This is a genomic window from Acinetobacter sp. AC1-2 (genome assembly GCF_016124155.1).
In the GTDB taxonomy this organism is placed as follows: Bacteria; Pseudomonadota; Gammaproteobacteria; order Pseudomonadales; family Moraxellaceae; genus Acinetobacter; species Acinetobacter calcoaceticus.
In genome coordinates, this window is sequence record NZ_JABFFO010000011.1 from 1 (window position 1) to 20,708 (window position 20,708).

Genomic DNA, 20,708 nt, shown 5'->3' on the forward strand with positions numbered 1-20,708 from the left:
TTGTGCTGGCGACCATAGCAAGAGTGAACCACCTGATCCCTTCCCGAACTCAGAAGTGAAACCTCTTAGCGCTGATGGTAGTGTGGGGTTTCCCATGTGAGAGTAAGTCATCGCCAGCTCATTATTCTAAACACCCTCAACTTAACAGTTGAGGGTGTTTTTTTATGTCTGAATTAAATGACGAAAATAAAGAATTTAGAAATAGTAAGCCTGCGTAAGTATCAATTAATTAATAAAAATATCTAATCGATAAATAAGGTTATTCTGTCGCAAGACTTTTTAATAAAAAATCCACTTTTTCTTCTGAAAATTTTAAACTGACATGTATGATAAATAGAAACTATATGTTATAAATATTGAATAGGCATGATTTTTGCTTGTTTTATGGAATTTAAAATATATGAAATTATCTGTTGGGTTGAAAGTTGCGAATTCTCTATCGTTAACACCTCAATTGCAGCAGGCAATTCGTTTGTTACAACTCTCTAGTTTAGAGCTTGAACAAGAAATTCAGATCCAACTAGATAGTAATCCTTTACTTGAAAAAATAGAAGAAGAGTCATTAACAGAAAGTCTGTCTACATTAGAAAGCAAAGACTCAGATGACTTAACAACTGAGCTAAATGCAAACCATTTACCTGATGATTTACCAGTCGATACAGAGTGGGATGATATTTATACTCATCAATCGACGGCTTTGGCTACTCCAGAATTTGAAGAGCGAGAGGATAATCGCCAAGTTCAATTATCTTTAAAAGAACATATTCTAGAACAAGTTAATCTTCTGCACTTTTCTAAAATAGATCAATTAATTGCTTACTGTATTGTTGATGCATTAGATGATAAAGGATTCTTGGATGCTGAATTAGAGGAAATCATTTTAGCATCACAGCAATTATTGAATGAAATGGATATAGAGGAAGAGATAGAGGAAGATGAAGTTTTAGTTGTTTTAAAACATATTCAAAGACTTGATCCATTAGGAATTGGTTCGCGTAATTTAGCAGAATGTTTAAAGATACAACTCGAATTTTTATCGAAAGACGTTGAATATTTAAATGAGGCAAAAAGCCTATTGCATTATTATGAGCTTTTAATAGCAAATGATCTAAATAAATTACTCAAGCAGACAGGTCTAACGAAAGATCAATTGAAGTTTGCAATCAATCTTTTAAAAACATTAAAACCCTATCCCGGTATGGACTTTGATAAAGAAGAATCAGACTATCAAATTCCAGATGTGGTGGTTTCTAAAAAAGATTTACACTGGCAGGTTCAACTAAATCCAGATGTGCTGCCTAAATTAAGAATTAATAGTTTTTACTCCAGTATGATTCGTAGAGCCGATCAGAGTGAAGATAATTTATATTTACGTAATCAGATGCTTGAGGCGAAAAACTTTATCAAAAGCATTGATGAAAGACATAAAACGCTATTAAAAGTAGCATCATGTATTGTAGAGCATCAGAAAGCTTTTTTGGAGATAGGTGCTGAAGCAATGAAACCGTTGGTTCTTCGAGATGTTGCTGAAGAAGTGGAATTGCATGAATCTACAGTTTCTCGCGTAACAACAAATAAGTATATGCTTACCCCACGCGGCCTTTTTGAGTTGAAATATTTTTTCTCTAGCCATGTAGGAACTACCGCCGGAGGAGAAGCTTCTTCTACTGCAATTCGTGCAATGATTAAAAAACTTGTAGCAAATGAAAATCCACGTAAACCCTTGTCAGATAATGTGATTGCTACATTATTAAAAGATGAGGGGATTGAAGTAGCGCGACGTACCGTCGCAAAATATCGAGAATCGTTACATATTCCTTCATCGTCTGAAAGAAAAGTCTTGATCTGAATTTTGAAGTATGGCTATTCTAGAGATTCATTATGACGAAATAATGAAATTTCAATTTCACCAAGAGGAGTAGCTAAAATGGTTTAGTTGTCCTAAGATTTTTTTTGATAGCATTAAATCGTTTTGGTTCTTCTTTAAATAACCTAAAAAAGGTGAGGGATAGAATTATGCAAATAACGATTCGTGGTCATCATTTAGCAATTACACCAGCTATAGAAGAAAATATTAAATCAAAATTTAATCAATTAACGAAACACCTAGATCAGGTGAACAGTATGCAGATTAAATTAACAAAAGATCATCAAATTGATAAGCGCTCTCATAAGGGCAGTTCAAATCATGTTGCAGAGGCTATTGTAAGATTGCCGGGGATTGAGTTGTTTGCTCAGGCAACTGCTGATGATATGTATACTTCAATTAAAAAATTGACTGAAAAATTAAAAAGACAATTATTAAGATATCGAAAAATGCAATGTACTTATTCACAAGTTACTGTTTCTATTTAATAAGTTTTTTGAAGTTAAGAGAGGCTTGAAAGATAGCCTCTTTTTTATTGATAAAATATAAACACGTACTGAATTCTTGGAAAAAGTTATAGTAAAATACTCCGTTTTACCCCTTAGGTTGTGTCAGAGGTCTTTGCAATGAATAGTGAACAGCTCACTCAAATTTTAAAAGAAGCTTTCCCTGTAGCGGAAGTGGCGGTGAGCGGACAGGCCGGAAAATTTGACCTCCGTATAGTGGATGATCAATTTGAAGGTAAGCGTACAGTGGCTCGTCAACAGTTAGTTTATGCACCATTAAATACTTATATTGCAAGTGGGGAAGTTCACGCAGTAACAATTCGTGCAATGACCAAAGATGAATGGCGTAAAGCAAGCCTTTTCGGAGCTTAAATATTAATGGATAAATTTTTAATTACGGGTGGTGTTAAGCTCGAAGGCGAAGTGCGCATTTCTGGTGCTAAAAATGCCGCTTTACCATTACTTGCTGCAACTATTCTTGCAGATTCTCCAATTACAATAACCAATGTTCCAAATCTTAAAGATGTTAATACTTTGGTAAAGCTAATTGGTGGATTAGGGGTAACGATTGGCTATGAAAATGACACAGTAAAAGCAGATACTTCTACTTTAGATAATCAGTTTGCACCTTATGAACTGGTAAAAACAATGCGTGCCTCAATTTTGGTTTTAGGGCCATTATTAGCACGTTATGGTAATGCAAAAGTTTCTTTGCCTGGTGGTTGTGCGATTGGTTCAAGACCTGTGGACCAACATTTAAAAGCTTTAGAAGCTTTGGGTGCACATATTGAAGTTGAAAATGGTTATGTCCATGCTTCAGTTGATGGTCGCTTAAAAGGTGGTGAAGTTGTTTTTGATATGGTGACTGTTGGCGGTACCGAAAACATCTTAATGGCAGCAGCATTAGCAGACGGTGTTACGACTATTCGTAATGCAGCACGTGAACCTGAAATCACTGACCTTGCTCAAATGTTAATTAAAATGGGCGCCAAGATTGAAGGTCTTGATACAGATACTCTTGTTGTAACTGGAGTAGAAAGTTTGCACGGCTGTGAATATGCTGTTGTTGCTGATCGTATTGAAACAGGTTCTTATTTAGCTGCTGCTGCAATTACGGGTGGACGTATAAAAACAACTCATACGGATCCGGCATTGCTTGAATCTGTTTTGGATAAGTTTGAAGAGATGGGTGCTGAAGTCACTCGTGGTGATGACTGGATTGAACTTGATATGATGGGTAAACGTCCTAAAGCTGTAAGTTTTAGAACTTTGCCACATCCAGAGTTTCCAACTGATATGCAAGCACAATTGATGGCAGTAAATGTGATTGGGCGTGGTTTCGCGACAATCTCTGAAACGATTTTTGAAAATCGTTTTATGCATGTTCCTGAATTGTCACGAATGGGCGCTAATATCCAGGTGGAAGGTCACGATGCTGTTGTAACCGGAGTTGAAACCTTACAGGCGGCACCGGTTATGGCAACAGATTTACGTGCTTCATTCTCTTTAGTTCTGGCTGCTTTAGTTGCAGAGGGTGATACCTTAATTGATCGTATCTACCATATTGACCGTGGTTATGAACATGTCGAAGAGAAGCTTCAAGGTTTAGGTGCCAAAATTAAGCGAGTAAGTTAATGAATGATGTAAGAAACGATGATCCTAATTTTGATGTGATGGGTAATTTTGATCATGGTTTGACCTTGGCATTAAGTAAAGGGCGTATCTTAAAAGAGACGTTACCTTTATTGGCTACAGCGGGTATTAATTTGCTCGAAGATCCGGAAAAGTCTCGTAAGCTCATTTTCCCTACTACGCATAAACAAGTACGTATTTTGATTTTACGTGCGTCTGATGTACCGACCTATGTAGAAAATGGTGCAGCAGATATAGGTGTAGCAGGTAAAGATGTATTGATGGAACATGGTGCTCAGCATGTATATGAGTTGCTTGACCTGCAAATTGCTAAATGTAAGTTAATGACAGCTGGTAAAGTAGGCATGGAGCATCCAAAGGGTCGTTTAAAAATTGCCACGAAATATGTCAATCTTACACGTCAGTATTACGCAAGCTTAGGTGAGCAGGTTGATGTTATTAAGCTCTATGGTTCTATGGAGCTGGCACCTTTGGTTGGTTTAGGTGATTACATTGTAGATGTGGTTGATACTGGTAATACTTTAAGAGCGAATGGTCTTGAGCCATTAGAAGAAATTTGCAAAGTATCTTCTCGATTAATTGTAAATAAAGCCAGTTTTAAACGTAAACAAACTTTGTTAAATCCAATCATTTCACAGCTTGAACAAGCTGTTCAATCGCGTTAAAAGCAATTTCCCATCATGCTTTTGCAATAGTTAAGCCAGATGATGCCCACAAGCGCTTAGAAAAAGAGTAAACTTACTTTTTCTTTTTCGCCTTGTGGGTAAATTGATGCGACGTTTATCGACTCAAGATCAGAACTTCAAACAGGTTTTTGCTGAGCTTTTAGCATTTGAAACCGTGAATGATCTTAATTTAGTGCAAACAGTAGATCAAATTATTGCTGATGTTCGTCAGCATGGTGATGATCATGTTTTAAAGCTTACTCAACAGTTCGATCGACATCCTGCGCATCAATTTTCAGATTTAGAATTATCTCAAGAACAACTTAAAACTGCTTTTGATAATTTAAGCCCAGAAATTCGTGATGCTCTAGAGTTAGCCGCAAAGCGTATTCGTACATTTCATGAAGCTCAGAAACAAGATAGCTGGACTTATATAGATGACTTGGGCAATACACTAGGACAAAAAGTTACGCCTTTAGACCGTGTCGGTATTTATGTGCCTGGTGGTTTGGCCTCTTATCCATCTTCAGTTCTAATGAACGCTGTACCAGCTCATGTTGCGGGTGTACCTGAAATTATTATGGTTGTTCCAGCACCGAATGGTGAATTAAATCCATTGGTTCTTGCCGCAGCTTATCTTGCGGGAGTTAGCCGAGTATTTACCATTGGTGGGGCACAGGCTGTAGCAGCTTTGGCTTATGGTACACAGACCATTCCACCTGTAGATAAAATTACTGGTCCGGGGAATCGTTTTGTAGCAGCTGCTAAACGTGCTGTATTTGGTCAAGTCGGCATTGATATGATTGCTGGACCTTCTGAAATTTTAGTATATGCAGAAGGTGAGAATAATGCAGATTGGTTAGCGATGGATGTTTTATCACAAGCTGAACATGACACAGTGGCTCAAGCTATTTTCATTACTCCTGATGAAGCTTTACTCAATGCAGTAGAGTTGGCAATTGAAAAGCATTTAAATGAATTGCCAAAAGCAGATATTGCGCGAACTTCAATTGAAAACCGTGGTGCTTTGGTATTAGTTAAAGACCGTGCAGAAGCAATTGAGTTGATTAATCAGGTTGCACCAGAGCATTTGGAGCTGTGCTTAGATGATGCCGAAGCGATGAGCGAAGATATTCGTCATGCTGGAGCAATTTTCATGGGCCGCTATACGCCTGAAGCAATCGGTGACTATTGTGCAGGTCCAAATCATGTATTACCGACATCTGGAACTGCTCGTTTTTCTTCTCCATTAGGCGTTTATGACTTTCAAAAACGTTCGAGTCTGATTATGTGCTCGAAAGATGGGGTTAAAACCTTAGCTAAAACAGCCGACATATTAGCTGTTCAAGAGAATTTAGATGCTCATGCACGCTCAGCACGCTATCGTTATCAATAATCTTATAAACCTTGTAGTTTTTTAATTATTACTCAGGGCTGATTTTCAGCCCTTTTTTGAGATAAGACCATGACTTTATCTACAGCACAAATGCGCTTTTGGAGTCCAGAAGTTCGTGAATTAGAGCCTTATGTTCCTGGTGAACAGCCTAAAATTCAGAATTTATTGAAACTTAATACGAATGAAAATCCATATCCGCCATCACCAAAAGTAGTTGAAGCAGTTCAAGCTGTTTTAATTCAGCAAGCTGATGCATTGCGTTTATATCCAGACCCAGATGCTACAGCTTTAAAGCAAGCAATTGCTAAGCAACAGAATATTGAGATTTCTCAAGTTTTTGTGGGTAACGGCTCAGACGAAGTACTTGCTCATATTTTTAAAGCATTTTTCCTTCAAGATGAACCGATTCTTTATCCAGATATCACTTATAGTTTTTATCCAGTTTATAGTCAGTTCTTTGGAACAAAAACTAAAGAAATTCCACTTAATGAGAATTTCGAGATAGAAGCTAAGGACTATATACAACCAAATGGTGGGATTGTTATTACAAACCCTAATGCACCAACCAGTATTGCAATGGCTTTGCCAGATATTGAGCAAATCTTAAAAGCAAATCCAGATCGGGTAGTGGTGATCGATGAGGCTTATGTTGATTTTGGAGCAGAATCCGCAGTTGGTCTTGTAGATCGCTATGAGAATTTGGTTGTTTGTCAAACAACTTCGAAGTCTCGTTCATTGGCAGGTTTGCGCGTTGGTTTTGCAATCGCTCAGCCACATTTAATTGCAGCGCTTGAAGCTGTCAAAAATAGTTTTAACTCATATCCTATTGACCGTTTTGCAATTGCAGCCGCGGTAGCTTCTTTTGAAGATCAGGCTTATTTTGAAGAACAACTTCAGAGAGTTATTTCCAGTCGTGAAAAGCTAGTAGATGACTTAACTGCTTTGGGCTTTAAAGTTTTACCTTCTAAAGCGAACTTTATTTTTGCTTCACACTCAGTCCATGATGCAGGCAAACTTGCACAGCAATTACGTGAACAAGGTATTATTGTGCGTTATTTCAATAAGCCTCGTATTAATCAATTTTTGCGTATTACAGTGGGTACTGATGAGCAGAATATGCGTTTAGTGCAAACGTTAAAACAAGATATTCTTTAAGTTTTAATCTGCTGTGCTGTTCATCAAGTTCAGCATAGCAGAAATTTTATCAAGGCTTTCTTGATATTCTGCTTCTGCATTTGAGGCAATCGTAATACCACCACCCGCCCATAAAGAGAGCTGATTCTGGTATTGTTGAAAGCTGCGGATAAGAATATTCCAGCGACCCGTTCCATCAAAATTGAAGTAACCTAGTGTCCCGCAATATGCACCTCTTGCTTCTTCTTCTAATTCTTCAATAATTTGCATTGCCCGAATTTTTGGAGCCCCTGTAATTGATCCTCCCGGTAAGGCAGAGAGCAACATTTGCATAGGGTTGATATCATCTTTAAGAGTCGCAACAATCTCACTGACCATATGATGGACTTGATTAAAACTTTCGATCTCGAATAATTGTGTTGTTTTTACCGAACCTGTATTGGCATAAATGCTCAAATCATTACGTAATAAGTCAACAATCATGACATTCTCTGCCTGATCTTTTTGCGAGTTTTTTAAAGTTTGTTTAGAAATAAAATCTTTTTCGATATTCTTATATCGAGGCATAGTTCCCTTAATCGGTCTGGTCTTGATTTGTTTATTTTGATTGAACTCAATGAAAAGCTCAGGGGAACAACTTAATAACTCAAATTGATCTAATTTTAAATAACCTGCATATGGTGCATTAGTAAGATTCCATAAATCTTCTGCTTTATTTAATAATGACCCTGTGAAAGAGGTTTTAAATTCTTGGGTTAAATTAATTTGATAACAATCACCCGCTTTAATATATTCTTGTATTTTATAAAAGGCCTCAAAATATTGTTCTTTAGACCATCTTGGCTGAATAGCATTCTTTAATTTAAATGTATTTTTAGAATTATTGACAATAGGAGTATCTAATTCTTTTTCAATATATGTGAAGAGATCAAGAGCATTTTCTTCATCGCTAAAAAAATACCAGTCATTATCTATATATTTTAAAAAAGAACGATATTGGCCTAAGAATAAAGATGGCTGTATATGATTCTGACCGTTAATAAATTGATGTGCTGCAAAATCATAACTAATAAAACCAATGTAGCCACCGTTAAAACTTGTTATTGATTTACTACCCTTATTTTCTTTTAAATTATTTTCTTTAAGTTGAATAAAATCTAATAACTGATTCGATTTTGATGTATTTTTATATTCATTAAAATTTTGACGCTGAAAAACTAAATTATTTTTATTTTGAATAAGAATGTATTGTTGAGGAAGAAAGCCAATAATAGGATTGTTATTGTCATTTAAATAAATGAGCCCAGTTAATCCTTGTAAATTTTTTAAAATCTCGGCAGCATTTTTACAATGTAATGAGATTTTTTTCTTTAACTGAGACATTTTTGAATAAGAGAATAGTTAATGAGAGAAATATTAGTTTACTACAACTTGTGGATCGTCAGGGAGAAGACTTATAGGGGAGGTGCTTTTTGCTGATAAAATAGTCGAATTTGATTGTGGGATTGGGGGATATTTGGAAGTTAAAAGTGGAATAAATTGAGCGTACCGTTTGTCGGGTAGTTGGCAAAAAATGCACAACACTAGTTGAACAAAAAGTAACGTAGATGTAATTTAGTAATTGCTAAGCAAAACTACTCAAGGATTGGAAGTTTCGGTTGCTATATAAAGAAAAATGCAACTTGAGACAATGAGAGTGGTTAAAGTCAAAAAATAAATGCTCTTGGGAGAGTGCTCAATGAAAATGTTCACTAAACTTGCTTTAGTTTCTTCTTTAGCTATCAGTGCAAATGCAATGGCAATGCAGTCAATGGACGATGCTGCACTAAGCGCTGCTACAGGTCAAGATGGTATTAATATCGGTATCGCTTTAGGTGCTGGTGGTGTTTCTATCGATAAATTATATCTACATGATAATGATGGTTTGGCATCATCAACAGGTATTACTGGTGCTTCAGGTACTGGTGGTGCAATCGCAATCAGCGGTGTTACCCTTACTCAAACAGGTACAGGTAACCTTTTAGATTTAGCAATTGATACGAATGGTGCTTCGGGCTCAAATGGTGCTTTCTTAAATGTTGCTGCAACAGTAGGTGCTGTTGATATTCATGTTGGTTCAATTGGTGTTGGTACTTCGGGTACTTTAAACCAGACAACTGCTATACGTGGTATTACAGAAACAGCTCCAACTGAAATTATCTCTGGTTTAGATTTATCTTTAGGTCAGATTTCAGCGAATGTTCAGTTAGGTGCTACTCCACAAGGTGCAATGATCAAAGTAAATTCAAGTTTACAAGGTGGTTTAACACTATCTAACTTTGGTATTAATGATGCTGCTGGCGGCGGTAAAATTGTCTTAGATAAAGTAATGGTACGTGGTGCTGGTAATACTACTGGTGATTTAGACGTGAACGCGAATATTTCAGTTGTACCAACTGGCTTAAAAATCCAAAATAATAGTACTCAAGGTATGAATGTTTATGTACAAGGCGTACATTTAGGTTCTACAGCGACAACTACTGCTGCTTCAATTGGTGATTTAGAAATTCAAGGTTTAAATGTAGGTACTTCTACAATTACAATTTCTGGCCACTAATTTAAAAAATTCAAAATTAAAAAAAGCGCGTTTAATACGCGCTTTTTTTAATTGAGGTTTTAATTAAAATTTTCATAAGAATTAATAATATTGCTATATGTGTACTAAATATATTAAAAGTACTGATGATTAAGAATGAGAGCCAATTAACACTTTAATTAAAGTAGAACTATACATTCATCAAAAAGATTAAAAAAAAGCTGTTTTTTACAAAAAAAAAAGGTATCTTCAACACACAGGGATGTAGAGCTATTGCTCTAAGAATAAAATGAATAAGGCCGGTTAGGCCACAATTTAGACCAAGTGCTTATGTTAGAGATAGTTTTAGGCTCAGCATTGATGTATTACTTTGCGACAGAAGCCTTCGAAATAGAAAAAAAGCCACCAGGAACTGTTTATTACACAGAGACTGCCGATTCACGTAATTTATCATTTCATCGAAATCATATTGAACCAGTCAAAATCAAACCTGCTGTAGAAGATCAATTTCGTGGAATTGTTCGGCAAGCCTATGACTATAGTTGTGGCTCGGCTGCTCTTACAACTTTATTAAATGGGTATGTGGGTACTAGCTTGACTGAACAGCAGACCATGAGTGGTCTGCTACAGTATGGCGAATATCAACGCATTATTGAGCGCCGAAGTTTTTCATTACTCGATATGAAACGCTTTGTCACAGCAATTGGTTTAGAGAGCGGTGGTTATCGCGGTGAGTTCTCCGATTTAGTTAAGCTTGGACAACCTGCAATTGTTCCAATTTCTTATGCTGGTTTTAAACATTTTGTCGTATATAAAGCTTATAAAGATGGGCGAGTCTATGTTGCTGATCCTGCATTAGGCAATATCAGCTTTGATGAAAATCGTTTTAAAGAAATTTGGGACAATAATACTTTATTTGTTATTTCAGTCCCTGAATCTCAGCGTAAAGATCTATTGGCTTTAAAAGATGCAGATATGCGTCATGTAGAGGATGCAACAGTCAACAGATATGCTTTTGTTGATGTGCAATATCCGACATTTAATTATGATCGGTTAGCAAATAAAGCCTCAACCATGAGACGCGTGTTAGATAACGATAATCACTCTGCGACCTATGGACTACCAATAGAAACCTATATGCGTCTTTATTACAAACGTAAATAGTCAAATTTTAATTTAGTAAAATAAATAAATTGGGTGGGAAAAACATGAATAATCGATGGATCAAGATGAGTGTATTGGCCTTAAGTATGAGTGCCATTACAGGGACAATCTATGCAGAGGATCAAGTACAGCAAGGACAAGTAGACGGATCGAGCCAAGATGTAAATGCAGCTAGTACAGAAAGTTCTTCTGTAGATACAACAAACTCGAATACAGCTATAGCAGGAAGTACAGTACAGCCGTCTGATACACCTGTAACTGATAATAGTACGGTACCCGCCAATGATGGTGGCGCGCATCAAGCGGCAACTGCATTACAGAAAAAAGAAGGTGATGCAAGCCAAGAGACGAATTTACAAGAAGTATTTACTTCAAATGAGCGGCAATATTCGTTAATTAAAAAAGGGGGCATCTCATCTTATTATGACCTCGATTACACTTATTATCGTGATACACGAATTGATTTAGCATTATCAGATAATTCATCTCAACTTAACCGTTTACGTGTCGAAGAAGATGCTAACCATACTTTGACAAATAGTTTTACGGTCCAGTATGGGGTCTTGGACAACTTAACTTTATCAGCAACTCTTCCTTTTGTTGCAAAGTCTGAAATTATTCGTGATACCACTACTGCAGGGTTGGGGGATATTTCTCTTGGTGCTCGCTGGGAACCCTTTCCATTAAAACAAGGTCGGTTACCCTTGGTGCTTTTTGGTAGTTTATCCTCTAAGACAGGTGATAGCCCATATGAAATTGGTTTAGATGAACTTTCAACAGGTAAAGGTTACTACTCAGCTGGTGTGGGCGCGAGTACTCGTAAATATATTGATCCCGTTGTTTTATTTGCTTCAGCCTCTGCTAATTATGGTTTTAAAGAAACAGGTCTGAATCAGGCGCGTGGTACACGTACATTAACCTCATTTGACCCTGGAATTAGTGGTGGTTTTTCTTTCGGTTTTGCTTATTCATTTAACTACGATGTATCTCTAACCATGTCGTATCAGCAAAGCTTTAATATGAATGCTGAATTCCAGTTTGATAATGGTGACTCATATACGTCTCCAGATCAAAGTAGTGCGATGCTCTCTTTTGCTCTTGGTGTCCGTGTTTCACCTGAAACAATTGTTAATGGTACGGTAGGTATTGGTTTAACCGAAGATGCGCCAGATATTTCACTTGGCTTGTCATTCCCGCTAGATATTTTAGGTTTTAACAAAAAACAAAAATAAGGAGATAGGCAGGTGAAATATCCTAAATTATGTCCTTTAACGGCGGCAATTGTTATCTCCGGTTTTTCTAGCTTTGCCAATGCTCAATTAGGACAAAACCTAGCTGTTGATATTCGTTCACTATCGATGGGGAATGCTGTAACGGCAGATCCTCCAGGGATTAGTGCAGTTCATTTTAACCCAGCAGCACTAGCGAAAATTGATGGGTTACAAACAGATGTACAAGGTATTCTTGCAAACTTTGATATCCAGCGTGAGTTCTCAGCTCCTCCTGGGTACAACATTTTTGGTTATTCAGACGATCCTCTAGTTTGTAATGATGGACCAGAAGTTTCTGCCAATATTTGTACAGATTTTAAAGATTCTGTACATGGCGACGTTGAGTATGCAAGTTTATATGTGCCAATTCTTAAAAAAATGGTTGATTTGGGAGCCGGCTACCCACTCGTTGCCCCTACAGCAGGTATAGCTTATAAACCACCAGGCTCAAAAGTAACCTTTGCAACAGCAATGTATGCGCCTTTAGTAGCAGGTTTTGGAGCAGAAAATGGCAATCCAGGTAACTATATGGGACAACAGGTTGCCGTAGAGCGTATTACATATCTATCCCCATCTTTTGGCTATCAAGTAAATGATCATTTATCAATTGGTGCTTCGATTGGTATGTCGTATAACGCGATTGCTTTAAATACCGATTTACGTTTCCCTAATGAAATGATTGGTGTGCTGCGTATGGTTGATGATGTGGTATGTGCACCCTTCAAAGACAATAACGATATGATTACTGATCTGCTGTTATTGGGAATTTGTAATACGAAAGAAGGAATGAATCCATTTAATAAAATGGGTTCATTACAAGTTTCATTAGAACAATCATTAAGCCCTAGTTATAACTTGGGCTTGCTTTGGGAGCCGACAGATGATTTTGGCTTTGGTATGGTATATCAAAGTGCTGCCAAGATGCGTCTTAAAGGCAAATACATGATTAATAATGCCAAAGCTCCTCAACAGTTGGTTCAGGGATTAAACTCATCGGCAACTGGGCAAATTTTAGCTGCAATTCTTGGACTACCCGGATATGTTCCTGATACTGAGTCAGGTTTAGTTGCGATGGATTTAGAGTATCCTGCACATTTTCAGGCGGGTATTAAATATAAAATATTTCCAGATTTACAATTAAACTTTGATGTTGGATGGACGGATTATTCTGCTTGGGATAAGTTTAAATTTGAATTTGATAGACAGATTACATTATTAAAGATTGCCAAACTTTTATCGAATGATGTAACTGATAATTCTTTAGCATTGCCATTAAAGTTTACTTCACCGTGGAGTTGGGGTATTGGTTTAGAGTATTCAGCAACTGATCGTTTGAAACTACGAGCAGGTTATGAACCGCGCGCTAGTGCTATTCCTAATGATAAACGTAATACCATGGTTCCGATCAATAATGCTCAATTATTTGGCTTAGGTGTTGGATACCGATTTGATACTGATACAGACTTAGATCTTTCCGTCGGTTTCTTACGTAGTCGTGACAATATTCCAGCTTGTAGTAGTACTTTATCGAATAAGTGTGGTGTCGATAATATTTTATTAAACCCTTATTCAGGTTTAGATGTAAAAACGAATACAAAAGTCACAGTACTTGGTTTGAGTTATAGAACAAAATGGTAAAACAGTATAAAAGGATGTTTAGCCCTAATTTCGCTATCTTAACGTTATGTGTTGCGATAGCGAATGTTTCTGTTTCTTATGCAGATGGATTCTATACAATTATAGGTCCCGATGGCCGTCCTATGATTGTGCCTAGTAAAAGAGTTGATCAGAAAAAACAAGCTACCTCTAAAATAGAAGAAACACAAAACCAGACTCCAACAACTAATACGATAGTTGTTCCCGCCCAAAAAGTGTTTAAAGAGGAAGGGCATAATACAGATTCACCGAAAAGAGTAGAACAACAGCCACAAAAAAAATTAAATTCTGCACCAACTGCACCAACTGCACCAACTGCACCAACTGCACCAACTGCACCAACTGCACCAACTGCACCAACTGCACCAACTGCACCAACTGCACCAACTGCACCAACTGCACCAACTGCACCAACTGCACCAACTGCACCAACTGCACCAACTGCACCAACTGCACCGCAAAAAACTCAGAAAAATACTGACGAAGCTAAGGTCGCTGTTAGCGAATTAAAAACATCTGCGGAGAAAACTAAATCTCTCGAAAATGAAAAGCTTCAATCAGTCCCTAATGATGAGTGGAAGAAAAAGCTTATTTTAGTTCCGCCGCCAATAAAAAGCACATCACAGGCAGCCCCATCAGCTGTCTCTTCACTGGATAAGTCTAAATTTACAACTATTGATAATATAGAATATGTAAATAATGAGTATCTTGAAGATCAAGAATTTAATCTTGAAGGTAAAAAGCGTTTTTATCTTATGCCTGATGGCTTAGGAAGAACTGAGTCAATAGAGCGCAAAAAAGGTGTGAGCCGGTCAACTTTAGATCAGCTTTTTAATCGGCAGACTAAAGATGACGAATCTACCGTTGTATTGGCCCCAACATATATGCGGTTATCTTCGCAAGAGTTAGAAGCAGCTTTTGAACAAGACAAATGTTTTATTAAAGGTTATAACAAATCAATTAAGATGCTTAGCATAAATAAAGAAGTAAGTTTATGGCCCCGTAAGCCATTGAAAGAAAAATTTGAATATGAAGTAGTACAGCTAAATCCTTCTGTTCAGCATTTAAAACTTATGTCATTTGCTGCTAGTAATGAGAAGCCTTTATATTACTGGCCTTTAGTAATCTTTTTAGATAATAAGGGTTGCATTTTAGAAGGAGTCAGTGGGTTTAAGAGTAAATCTTATCCTTCAACGATGTTACAACATTCATCAATTCAAGGCGTTTTGAAAGTACCACCTTCAGCACATTACATGATGATGACGCCTTTATCCTCTGCGGTGGATGTCGGAGAAAAAGAGTTAACAAATCAGGGACAAATTCAAATTTCCGTATTACGTTAAAAATAAGTAGGGTATCTAATGAATAAAAAAGTTTTATGGCCTTTTGCACTAACCACATTAGCGATCATGCTAAATGGTTGTGGTGGCGGTAGTTCCAATATTAGTGAAGATCCGAATGCGGGCACTAATAACGGAAACTTATCTTCAGGCAGTTGTACACCGACAACTAGTGACACGGGTGCAGAAGATACAACTTGTTTGCAATTCGCTTTAGATTATCCGATAGCTGGTATTAATTTCGATTGTAGTTCGGCAACAAATTTTCATTATGCGACTAAACTTTCAGGAAATGCGGTAATTGGGTCGTGCAAAGTAGGAGATACAGCACGTTTTTATGTTCAGAGTAAAGATAATAAAAAGGTTTTCTTAGGAAACGTTAATCTGGATACGATTGGGAAGTTTACTGCCGTTAATGGTAGGACTAAAGTGATCAATCCGATATATCTAAGAGTGCTGGATTTAGCAAGTGGTATTACAGGTAAAACTCCAGCAACATTAGATAAAAATGATGAAACAATTAAAGTAGCGATTGCTTTAATAAAAATCTTTCAAAGTATTGGTGTGGAAAATGGTGATAACCTGATTGGGGATATACAACCCACCCAACTTACAGATACAAAGAAAGATCAGCTTACTAAAATTTCTCAGAGCATAACCGCTACAGAATTAAAAAATGGTGCGTATGCAAGTATTTTGAAACCATGGTTGGATGTAGGGCAAATCTCTGATGATGAAGCTTATAAGTTAGTTGTACAAACGACTAACTTAAGTAATGCTGGCATTTTTCAGTCATTCAATTTATTTACTAGTTCAACCATATTTCAAAACTATCAAGTTTTTTATGGGTGTAATAGAACTACACAGGAAGAATGTTTTAATAACACAATTAACTTAAGACATTCAGCAGATGAGCTTTATTTATTATCAGACCGACAAGGTTATACATTAGGATATGGTTTACAGTGGAAAGGAAGCGCCGTTGTAATAGATAACAAAGTACAAAATCCTTATTTGTTAACATCAAAAGTTAAACCAGCTAGATTAAATGCAAATGCACAGAATGCTTGGTTAAATCCTATTAGCCGTGAGATTCAGCCAACGAATCCACTTCGTTTAAGCGCCTCTGATAATCCGAATGAAGATTTACAGATTTATCAAGGTAAATTCTTTAATGATTATGGAGTGGCAGGGACAGAACCATTCTATAAATACTTAACAAAACTCAGTACAGGTAATCCGCAACATTATGGCCTCTGGCGTCAAAATGTTGATGGTGATAGCTATAATGGGATATTGAGTATAATTAAAAGTAGTCCTATTAGTTATCTAGAGAGAAGGGTTTTCAAAACTTCTGGTAACGTAAAGGTGGGAGAGAATTATATTTTTCCTCTTTATGCGACTCTGACATTTAATTTTTCAGATAAGACGATTCAACCTGTAAATTTAGGTATTGTTATTGATGAACATGGGGATATTCGTACTGATATCAAACCTAATTCAACAACAAATGATATGTCAGGCCAATGTGCGACTGTGTCTGAAAATAGTTTAGTGGATAGTGATGGCGTACAACAATATCGAATTGGTACTACAGCTGCGACAGTTGATGATCCTTCAAATAGCCAACAGTCTGTTTACGTTCGTATGATTTTATCTAATCCAAAATTTGAGAATATTGATGGTGTGATGGTTGGGGTAACTTTTGTAGGCGTTTCTCCGGGGCCTGCGAAATTGAATCTATTTAATTTATTGGCAAATAAGGTAGATAGTACCAGCATTGATTTCGATACTAATACTGCTTGGTTTAATCAACATGCGGCAGCTCAAGCAAGTTATAATGTGCTTAAGGATGTGCCTGCTCCAACCGCTGCGGATAAAGCTTTGGCTCAACGTAAATTTGGTACAGTAACAATCAAACTAGCGGATCAGTCTATTCCCGCATGTAAAGCAATTAAAACTAAGTCTTAACATATTAAACAAATAAAAAAGACCGCCTAGCGGTCTTTTTTATTATCTAATTGATTAACCCGTATTGTCTAAACGAGTGCCCAAAGTTTCAAGATGGGTTGGGAAAACTTGTTGTTTACGGTCTTCAAAATAATGTCTTAGTGTATGTTCAACGCTAGGGAAGGCTAGTTCGCCCCATGGAATTTCATGTTCTTCAAAAAGACGACTCTCAATGCTTTCTTCGCCTGCACCAAAAATTCCATCTTTCAGCTGTGCTTTAAACAACACATAAATCTGACCAATACGAGGAATATTGTACATACAATAAAGTTGTTCTATTTCTATCTCGGCTTCTGCTTCTTCACGAGTTTCGCGTGCTGCACCTTGTTCCATGGTCTCGAACAATTCCATATAACCAGCAGGTAAAGTCCATAAACCATAACGAGGTTCAATCGCACGACGACAGAGTAATACTTTGTCTTCCCATAACGCTAAGGCACCGCAGATTACTTTGGGATTTTCATAATGAATATTGCCACAATGAGTACAAACACGGCGTACTTTATGATCACCTAAAGGAATTTTTTGTTCGGTTTTATGCCCACACGCTACACAGAAACTCATAATTATCATCGAGTATAGAGATGCCTCAGCATAACTGAATTTTTAGACTTACGCATCAACTCTATGTCTTAAGTTTATTTTTCAGATATGATGCAAAGAGAGACAGAATAATAGGTGAATGGTATGGAAGAGCACTTGCTAACACAAAAGTTACAGCAAAGATTGCGCTTTTCCACCCGCATACAAGAAGCACAAGCAGCAGTACTGATTGCTATTACAAATGAAAATGATCCTAAGGTACTGCTTACACGCCGTTCAATACATATGAACAACCATGCGGGGGAAGTTTCTTTTCCGGGTGGAAAGCGTGACCCCAGTGATACCAGTAATATCGTTGTAGCGCTAAGAGAAGCTCAGGAAGAGACCGCTTTAAATCCTTTTGATGTGCAGTTGCTCGGCGATTTGCCAATGCAACGTGCAAGAAGCGGGCTATCTGTAAAACCCATTGTTGGGCTTATTCCTCCAGAGGTGACTTTAATACCTCAGCCTACCGAAATTGATCGAATTTTCTTTGTCCCGTTACAGCAACTGATCGAGACGCGTCCAACACCCTATGAAGTTCGATATGCCCATCAATCTTTATACTTTCCAAGTTTACAGATTGATAATGAAATTATTTGGGGTTTAACTGCTCGTATGTTAGTTGCTCTGTTTAAATATGGATTGGGTTATCAGAAAGAGTGGCCATTTTTACTCAACTCACCAACATTTGGTATACCAAAATTTTCTCATAAGAATAAATGATCAGGATTGATAAATTATGATGTATAGCTATCAAGGACAGCACCCAAAAGCCTTACATGAACCATGGGATGGCTGGGTTGCTCCAACAGCAACGTTGATTGGACAAGTAGAGTTGGGGCGTCAAGTCAGCATCTGGTTTGGAGCTGTAGTACGTGCTGATAACTGTGTTGTTCGGATTGGTAATTTTTCTAATATTCAAGAAAATTCGGTATTACATACTGATGCAGGCCTTGAGCTAAACATTGGTGAATATGTCACGGTCGGGCATAAAGTCATGCTGCATGGTTGTACGATTGGTGATAATAGTTTGATTGGTATGAACGCCGTAATTTTAAATCGGGCTGTGATTGGTAAAAATTGTATTATCGGAGCCAATGCCTTAATTCCTGAAGGGAAAGTCATTCCAGATAATTCAGTGGTTATGGGATCGCCCGGCAAAATTGTTAAGACTTTAGATGAAGACGGTGCTGCAAAAATACGGTTGAGTGCATTGCATTATGCTGAACATTTTAAAAGTTATAGTGATTTAAAAGAATTCCACTTTTAACTCTTTTTTAGAAAAATATTTTTATGCCAAGCACAAGCTTGGCATTTTTATTTAGACCGAGAACGACTCGCCTATCAGAGCCGAGTGGGGTATCATAACTCCCGTTTTTAATCTGATTTAATACTAAGGTTGTGCATGAAATTGCTGGCGTTGGAAACTGCAAATGAGCAGTGTTCTATCTCATTAGTCGATGAAACCCAAGAACTGTTTTTTCAACTCGATACGCGGGCGAAAGCACAAACCCAGACCATTCTGCCTATGATTGAGCAGGGACTACAACAAACAGGTCTTGAGGTTGCTGGTCTGGATGCGATTGCCTTTAGCCGTGGGCCGGGTTCTTTTAGTGGTGTCCGAATTAATGCAGCTGTGACTCAGGCTTTGGCATGGTCACAAGATTTACCCGTTATTCCCGTTTCGAGTTTGCAAGCTTTAGCACAAGCAGCATACCGACTTGAAGGTTTGGAACAGGTGACTGCGGTTCTCGATGCTCGTATGAATGAAGTTTATATTGCAAGTTTTGTTCTAGATGAGCATGGAATTATGCAATGTATTGATGAAGAAAAATTAATGGGCTATGAGCAAGCGACTGCTTATGCAAAACATTGCTTAATTGGTTCGGGTGCAAAGTTACTTCAAGCTGATGCAGAGCATCAAACAATCACTGCAACAGCACAAGACATTGCTTCTATTGCACGTGTTTATGCAACACAAAAGCAGTGGGTTGATGCTGAACATGCTTTACCAGTTTATTTACGTGATGATGCATGGAAAAAAATAGCAGATCAGGGTAAAGCAAAATAAAGGCACTACTCATGCACATATATTTTGAAGTAGATTTTCAAGAGCAAGCACAGCACTACCAAGCTGTGCTTTGTTCTAGAGGTGTGACTGTAGAATTGCAGCCAGTTGAAAAGCTCAATGCACGTTTTTTGCGTTTAAATCCTGAATTGGCGCTTTGCGTAGATGAAAACGGGCTATGGTTGTCTGCAAATGGCATGAAAATGCAGCCAGACTGGAAAGCCGAAATTTCCCGTTTAAAACGTGCAAGTCTTAAATCAGAAATGATTGCTCGGGCTTGTCAGTTAGGTGAAAAACCTGTCTTAATCGATGCTACGGCTGGTTTAGGCCATGATAGTTTGCTCATGGCTTATCTTGGCGCACAAATACAATTGGTTGAGCGCCATCCGATTTTATTTACCTTACTTGAAGATGCAAAAGCCCAAGCTGAACAAGATAGCTTTTTAAGTCAGTTTATGGATCGGATTCAACTGATCTTTGCTGACTCTGCAAGTTATTTACAACAGTTACAGCAAACAGCTCAACTGGTTGATGTGGTTTATCTAGACCCGATGTTTCCGCAGCGTGACCAGAATCATCAAGCAATCAAAAAACAAGCTCAAGTTAAAAAACAGATGCAGCTTTTACATCTACTTCTACCCGAAGATGGTGAGATGGATTTGGGGGATAATTTGCTGGTTTTGGCACAGAAAGTTGCTAAACGTGTAGTGGTTAAACGCCCACGTCATGCTATTTTCTTGGCAAATCAGGAGCCAGCTCATCAATGGCAAGGAGATGCTTGTCGTTTTGATGCGTATTTTCAGTAGGCTTATGTAAGG

At 37.5% G+C, this 20,708-nt stretch carries 19 protein-coding genes and 1 rRNA gene; 18 read left to right on the forward strand and 2 right to left on the reverse strand.

Annotated elements, in window-relative coordinates:
- The first annotated feature begins 4 nt into the window (after positions 1–4).
- The 8 genes from rrf (at position 5) to hisC (ending at position 7,242) form a co-directional block, all read left to right on the forward strand.
- Positions 5–119: ribosomal RNA gene (gene rrf, locus HL290_RS18025) — 5S ribosomal RNA — on the forward strand.
- Between the two features lie 281 nt (positions 120–400).
- Positions 401–1,849: an RNA polymerase factor sigma-54 gene (locus HL290_RS18030; protein ID WP_198497189.1), complete on the forward strand. Its 1,449-nt coding sequence runs from the start codon at positions 401–403 to the stop codon at positions 1,847–1,849.
- A gap of 167 nt (positions 1,850–2,016) precedes the next feature.
- Positions 2,017–2,355 carry a ribosome hibernation-promoting factor, HPF/YfiA family gene (gene hpf, locus HL290_RS18035; RefSeq protein WP_049838342.1) on the forward strand — a complete coding sequence of 113 codons (339 nt, stop codon included), beginning with the start codon at positions 2,017–2,019 and terminating at the stop codon, positions 2,353–2,355.
- Positions 2,356–2,493: 138 nt separating this feature from the next.
- The gene (ibaG, locus tag HL290_RS18040; protein WP_004794487.1) at positions 2,494–2,745 is read left to right on the forward strand and encodes a BolA family iron metabolism protein IbaG; all 252 of its coding nucleotides are present in this window, start codon (positions 2,494–2,496) and stop codon (positions 2,743–2,745) included.
- A gap of 6 nt (positions 2,746–2,751) precedes the next feature.
- Positions 2,752–4,008 (forward strand): UDP-N-acetylglucosamine 1-carboxyvinyltransferase, encoded by a 1,257-nt coding sequence (gene murA, locus HL290_RS18045; protein ID WP_092711078.1) that lies wholly within the window; start codon positions 2,752–2,754, stop codon positions 4,006–4,008.
- Positions 4,008–4,691, forward strand: coding sequence for an ATP phosphoribosyltransferase (hisG, locus tag HL290_RS18050; protein ID WP_003655841.1), 684 nt, complete (start codon positions 4,008–4,010; stop codon positions 4,689–4,691). Before murA ends, hisG begins: the two co-directional genes overlap by 1 nt.
- 106 nt (positions 4,692–4,797) lie before the next feature.
- The gene (hisD, locus tag HL290_RS18055; RefSeq protein WP_005043028.1) at positions 4,798–6,087 is read left to right on the forward strand and encodes a histidinol dehydrogenase; all 1,290 of its coding nucleotides are present in this window, start codon (positions 4,798–4,800) and stop codon (positions 6,085–6,087) included.
- A 69-nt stretch (positions 6,088–6,156) separates the two neighbouring features.
- Entirely contained in the window at positions 6,157–7,242 is a 1,086-nt protein-coding gene (gene hisC, locus HL290_RS18060) for a histidinol-phosphate transaminase (RefSeq protein ID WP_198497190.1), read from the forward strand.
- A 3-nt stretch (positions 7,243–7,245) separates the two neighbouring features.
- Here the strand turns inward: hisC and HL290_RS18065 are convergent, their stop codons facing one another.
- Complete coding sequence (locus HL290_RS18065) at positions 7,246–8,604, reverse strand: anthranilate synthase component I family protein (RefSeq protein ID WP_198497191.1); 1,359 nt, start codon at positions 8,602–8,604, stop codon at positions 7,246–7,248.
- Positions 8,605–8,959: 355 nt separating this feature from the next.
- Between HL290_RS18065 and HL290_RS18070 the strand changes: the two genes are divergently transcribed.
- The 6 genes from HL290_RS18070 to HL290_RS18095 all read left to right on the forward strand — a co-directional run bounded on the left by HL290_RS18070 (position 8,960) and on the right by HL290_RS18095 (position 17,198).
- Complete coding sequence (locus HL290_RS18070) at positions 8,960–9,817, forward strand: DUF6160 family protein (RefSeq protein WP_198497192.1); 858 nt, start codon at positions 8,960–8,962, stop codon at positions 9,815–9,817.
- A gap of 309 nt (positions 9,818–10,126) precedes the next feature.
- Positions 10,127–10,960, forward strand: a complete 834-nt coding sequence (locus HL290_RS18075; protein WP_045437505.1) for a C39 family peptidase — start codon at positions 10,127–10,129, stop codon at positions 10,958–10,960.
- A 44-nt stretch (positions 10,961–11,004) separates the two neighbouring features.
- Positions 11,005–12,192, forward strand: coding sequence for a hypothetical protein (locus HL290_RS18080; protein WP_198497193.1), 1,188 nt, complete (start codon positions 11,005–11,007; stop codon positions 12,190–12,192).
- A 12-nt stretch (positions 12,193–12,204) separates the two neighbouring features.
- Entirely contained in the window at positions 12,205–13,869 is a 1,665-nt protein-coding gene (locus tag HL290_RS18085; protein ID WP_151745344.1) for an OmpP1/FadL family transporter, read from the forward strand.
- Positions 13,863–15,230, forward strand: a complete 1,368-nt coding sequence (filE, locus tag HL290_RS18090; RefSeq protein WP_198497194.1) for a putative pilus assembly protein FilE — start codon at positions 13,863–13,865, stop codon at positions 15,228–15,230. Before HL290_RS18085 ends, filE begins: the two co-directional genes overlap by 7 nt.
- A gap of 18 nt (positions 15,231–15,248) precedes the next feature.
- Positions 15,249–17,198: a protein FilF gene (locus tag HL290_RS18095; protein ID WP_198497195.1), complete on the forward strand. Its 1,950-nt coding sequence runs from the start codon at positions 15,249–15,251 to the stop codon at positions 17,196–17,198.
- Positions 17,199–17,252: 54 nt separating this feature from the next.
- Here the strand turns inward: HL290_RS18095 and HL290_RS18100 are convergent, their stop codons facing one another.
- A complete protein-coding gene (locus HL290_RS18100) occupies positions 17,253–17,801 on the reverse strand; it encodes an NUDIX hydrolase (protein ID WP_198497196.1) in 549 nt (182 codons plus the stop codon).
- Positions 17,802–17,915: 114 nt separating this feature from the next.
- Between HL290_RS18100 and HL290_RS18105 the strand changes: the two genes are divergently transcribed.
- The 4 genes from HL290_RS18105 to HL290_RS18120 all read left to right on the forward strand — a co-directional run bounded on the left by HL290_RS18105 (position 17,916) and on the right by HL290_RS18120 (position 20,696).
- On the forward strand, positions 17,916–18,545 hold the full coding sequence (locus tag HL290_RS18105; protein ID WP_198497197.1) for a CoA pyrophosphatase: 630 nt from the start codon (positions 17,916–17,918) through the stop codon (positions 18,543–18,545).
- Between the two features lie 19 nt (positions 18,546–18,564).
- Positions 18,565–19,092 (forward strand): gamma carbonic anhydrase family protein, encoded by a 528-nt coding sequence (locus HL290_RS18110; protein WP_151745350.1) that lies wholly within the window; start codon positions 18,565–18,567, stop codon positions 19,090–19,092.
- Between the two features lie 135 nt (positions 19,093–19,227).
- Complete coding sequence (gene tsaB / locus HL290_RS18115; RefSeq protein WP_198497198.1) at positions 19,228–19,893, forward strand: tRNA (adenosine(37)-N6)-threonylcarbamoyltransferase complex dimerization subunit type 1 TsaB; 666 nt, start codon at positions 19,228–19,230, stop codon at positions 19,891–19,893.
- Between the two features lie 11 nt (positions 19,894–19,904).
- Positions 19,905–20,696: a class I SAM-dependent methyltransferase gene (locus HL290_RS18120; RefSeq protein ID WP_132072207.1), complete on the forward strand. Its 792-nt coding sequence runs from the start codon at positions 19,905–19,907 to the stop codon at positions 20,694–20,696.
- Positions 20,697–20,708 lie beyond the last annotated feature (12 nt).